At 74.1% G+C, this 4,282-nt stretch carries 1 protein-coding gene; it reads right to left on the reverse strand.

Features of this window, described 5'->3' with window-relative positions:
* A partial coding sequence (locus AC5L34_RS29400; RefSeq protein ID WP_494827895.1) for an SDR family NAD(P)-dependent oxidoreductase occupies positions 1 to 4,282 on the reverse strand: 4,282 nt, incomplete at both ends.

Raw genomic sequence — 4,282 nt, forward strand, 5'->3', positions numbered from 1 at the left:
CGTCCGAGCCCCACACCACCGCACGGTGCTCCAACGCCGCACGCGTCGTCACCAACGACCACGACACATCCACCGGCAACAGACCACGACCACGCACGAACGACGCCAACCGCGCCGCCTGACCCGACAGGGCACGCTCCGAACGACCCGACACCACCCACGGCACCGGCAACCCGACCGCACCCCCGGACGACGCCGGGACAGACTCCGGCTCCGCCGCGACCTCGGGCTCCGGCTGCTCCAGGATCACGTGCGCGTTCGTCCCCGAGATGCCGAACGACGACACACCCGCACGACGGGGACGCTCCGAATCCGGCCACGCCCGGGACTCGCTCACCAACTCGACCGCACCCGACGACCAGTCCACGTGCGACGACGGTGCGTCCACGTGCAGGGTCGCCGGGACCACACCGTGCCGCATCGCCAAGATCATCTTGATGATCCCGGCCACCCCGGCAGCCGCCTGCGTGTGACCGATGTTCGACTTCACCGACCCCAACAACAACGGCACATCCCGACCCTGCCCATACGTCGCCAGCAGAGCCTGCGCCTCGATCGGGTCGCCCAGCGTCGTACCCGTGCCGTGCGCCTCCACCACGTCGACGTCCCCGACACCCAGCCGGGCGTTCGCGAGGGCCTGCCGGATCACCCGCTGCTGCGACGGACCGTTCGGCGCCGTCAACCCGTTCGACGCACCATCCTGGTTCACCGCCGTGCCGCGCACCACCGCCAGGATCCGGCGGCCGTCACGTCGCGCGTCCGACAGCCGCTGCACGACGAGGACGCCGACGCCCTCGCCCCACGCGGTGCCGTCCGCCGACTCGGCGAAGGCCTTGCAGCGGCCGTCCGCCGACAGCCCGCCCTGGCGGGAGAACTCGATGAAGGCGCCCGGGGTGGCCATCACCGTCACGCCGCCGGCCAGCGCGAGGTCGCACTCGCCGGACCGCAGCGCCTGCGCCGCGAGGTGCAGCGCCACGAGCGACGACGAACACGCGGTGTCCACCGTCACCGCCGGCCCCTCGAACCCGAACGAGTACGCCACCCGACCCGACAACACGCTCGCGGAGGCGCCGGTCGCGCCGTAGCCGGCGAGCGACTCCCCGGCTTCGCGTACGACGGTCTCGTAGTCCTGGCCGTTCGTGCCGGCGAACACCCCGACCCGGCTGCCGCGCAGCGCGAGGGGCTCGATCCGGGCGTCCTCGAACGCCTCCCAGGAGACCTCCAGCAGCAGCCGCTGCTGCGGGTCCATGGCGAGGGCCTCGCGCGGCGAGATGCCGAAGAACTCGGCGTCGAAGCCACCCGCGTCGGCCAGGAACGCGCCCCGCGAGACGTAGGAGTCGGTTCCGGCCAGCGAATCCAGGTCCCAGTGCCGGTTGGTCGGGAAGTCCGACATCGCGTCGACGCCGGCCGTCAGCAGCTCCCAGAGGCTCTCCGGGGACTCGGCTCCGGCGGGGAAACGGCAGCCCATGCCGACGACGACGATCGGGTCGTCGCCCACGACGGGGCCGGCGACGGTGGCGGCGACCGGAAGGGCCTGCCCGCCGAGCAGTTCGGCGTGGATGTGCCCGGCCAGGGCCGCCGAGTTCGGATAGTCGAAGGCGAGCGTGCTGGGCAACGCGAGCCCCGTCGCGGCGTCGAGGCGGTTGCGCAGCTCGACGGCCGCCAGCGACGTGAAGCCGAGGTCCTGGAACGCACGCTCCGGTGCCACCCGCTCGGCGGACTCGTGGCCCAGCACGGCGGCGACCTCGGCGCGTACGAGCTCGCCCAGGACGCGCAGCTGCTCCGTACCGGACATCGACGACAGGCGCAGACGCAGGTCGGCCGCCGGCAGGGGGGCGTCGGCGGTCACCGCCGCGCCGGCCTCGGTCAGGAGGTCGTGGACCAGCGGGTGGGCGCGCCGGCCGCCGGCCGCCGCCACCCGGGCCCAGTCGATGTCGGCCACCACGAGGTACGTCTCGTCGCGGTCCAGCGCCCGGGTGAGGGCGCGTACGGCCGTCTCCGGCGCCATCGCACCGAAGCCGGTGCGGCTCAGCCGCTGCTCGAAGTCGCCGGCGCTCACCCCGCCGTCGGCCCACAGGCCCCAGGCGAGCGAGGTTCCCGGCAGTCCCTCGGCGCGACGGCGCTGCGCCAGGGCGTCGAGGAAGGCGTTGCCCGGCGCGTACGTGGCCTGGCCGGCGGCACCCATGAGGCCGGCGAGCGAGGAGAAGAGGACGAACGCGGAGAGGTCCGCTCCCCGGGTCAGCTCGTCGAGGTTGCGCGCGGCGTCGACCTTCGCCCGCAGGGCGGTGGCCAGTTGGTCGACGCTCACGGCGTCGACGACGTTGTCGTCGAGGGCGGCGGCGGTGTGCATGACCGCGCTCAGCGGCAGTTCGTCGGGGATCGAGTCGAGCAGCGCCGCGAGCGCGGCGCGGTCGGCCACGTCGCAGGACGCGAGGGTGACGCGGCTGCCGAGCGCGGCGAGTTCGTCGGCGAGGGCGGACGCTCCCGGCGCCTCGCCACCCCGCCGGCTGACCAGCAGGAGGTGTTCGGCGCCTTCGGCGGCCAACGCGCGGGCGACGTGCCCGCCGAGGGCCCCGGTACCGCCGGTGATCAGCACCGTGCCGCGCGGCGTCCAGGAACCGCGGGGACCGGTGTCCCCGTACGCCGCCCGGACGAGCCGACGCGCGTGGGCGCCGTTGCCGCGCAGGGCGACCTCGTCCTCGCGGCCGGTGCCGTAGAGCAGCGTCCGCAGCATGCGTACGGCGCCCTGGTCGGGCCGCTCGGGGACGTCGACGAGCCCGCCCCAGCGGTGCGGGTGCTCGGCGCGCAGCACGGTGCCGAAGCCCCACGCCATGGCCTGCACGGGGTCGACGTGCCGGTCCCGGGAGCCGACGGCGACCGCGCCACGGGTGGCGATCCAGAGCCGGGCGGTGATCCCGGCGTCGCCGAGCGCCTGCGCGAGCGCGACCGTGCCGGCGAGCCCGGTCGGCACGGAGCCGGACCCGGCGTACGGCCGGTTGTCGAGGGCCAGGAGGGAGAGCACGGGCAGCGGGTTCCCGTCCTGGCCGGTCGACGCCTCGACGAGGTCGTGGGCGAGCCGTTTCCGGTCGCACGCGGCGTCGACCTCGACGATCCGTCCGCCGGCCGCGCCCAGGGCGGTCGCCCAGTCCGTCACGACCGCGTCGGCGTCGGCCGGTACCACGAGCAGGAAGTCGGACGCCTCGGCGCGGGCGGGGTCGTCCGTGAGCGGCTGCCAGGCCACCCGGTAGCGCCAGGAGTCGAGGGCGGCCTCGGCGTCCCGGCGGCGTCGCCAGGTGGACAGTGCCGGCAGGACGTCGGCGAGCGGGGCGTCGGCGTCGACGGCCAGGCTCTCGGCGAGGGTCGTCAGGTCCTCCGCCTCGATGGCCCGCCAGAAGTCCTCGTCAGCGGCGGTACGCCGGGCGACGGGGGCGTGGTAGGAGCGCGTCCCGGCGTTGATCCAGTAGCGCCGGTGGTCGAAGGCGTACGTGGGCAGGTCGACCACGCGCGGCCGGACACCGGTCTGACCGTGGTACGCCGCCCAGTCCACCGGCACACCCGCCACCCACAACTGCCCCAGCGCAGACGTCAGCGCCCCGACCTCCGGCTGATCCCGCCGCGACACCGCAACCCGCCGCACCCCCGCGTCCCCGACGATCTCCGCCACCATCGCCGTCAACGTCGCGTCCGGACCCACCTCCAGGAACGTGTCCACACCCTGCTCCCGCAGAGCCGCCACCCCGTCGGCGAACCGCACCGCCTGCCGCACATGCCGCACCCAGTAAGCGGGATCGGTGATCTCTTCTGCGTCCGCCACCGCACCCGTCACGTTCGACACCATCGGCACCCGCGGCGACTGCCAGTCCAGCCCCGCCACCACCGACGCGAACTCGTCGAGCATCGGCTCCATCAACCGCGAATGGAACGCGTGACTGACCGACAACTCCTTCGTCCGCCAACCCCGCTCACGGCACGACGCCACCACCGACGCCACCTCATCGGCGGCACCCGACACCACCACCGACGCCGGACCATTCACGGCCGCGACGTCCACCGCCGCGCCCGCAGTGTCGATGACGTCGCGCACGTCGGCCTCGGCCACGCCGACCGCCGCCATCACGCCACCAGCCGGCAACGCCTGCATCAACCGACCCCGCGCCGCCACCAACACACACGCATCAGCGAGGGAGAGCATCCCCGCCACGTAAGCGGCCGTCACCTCACCAATCGAATGACCCGCCAGGAAATCCGCCCGCACACCCCACGACGCCAACAACTCCCACAA

Source organism: Micromonospora sp. ZG13, from assembly GCF_059359355.1.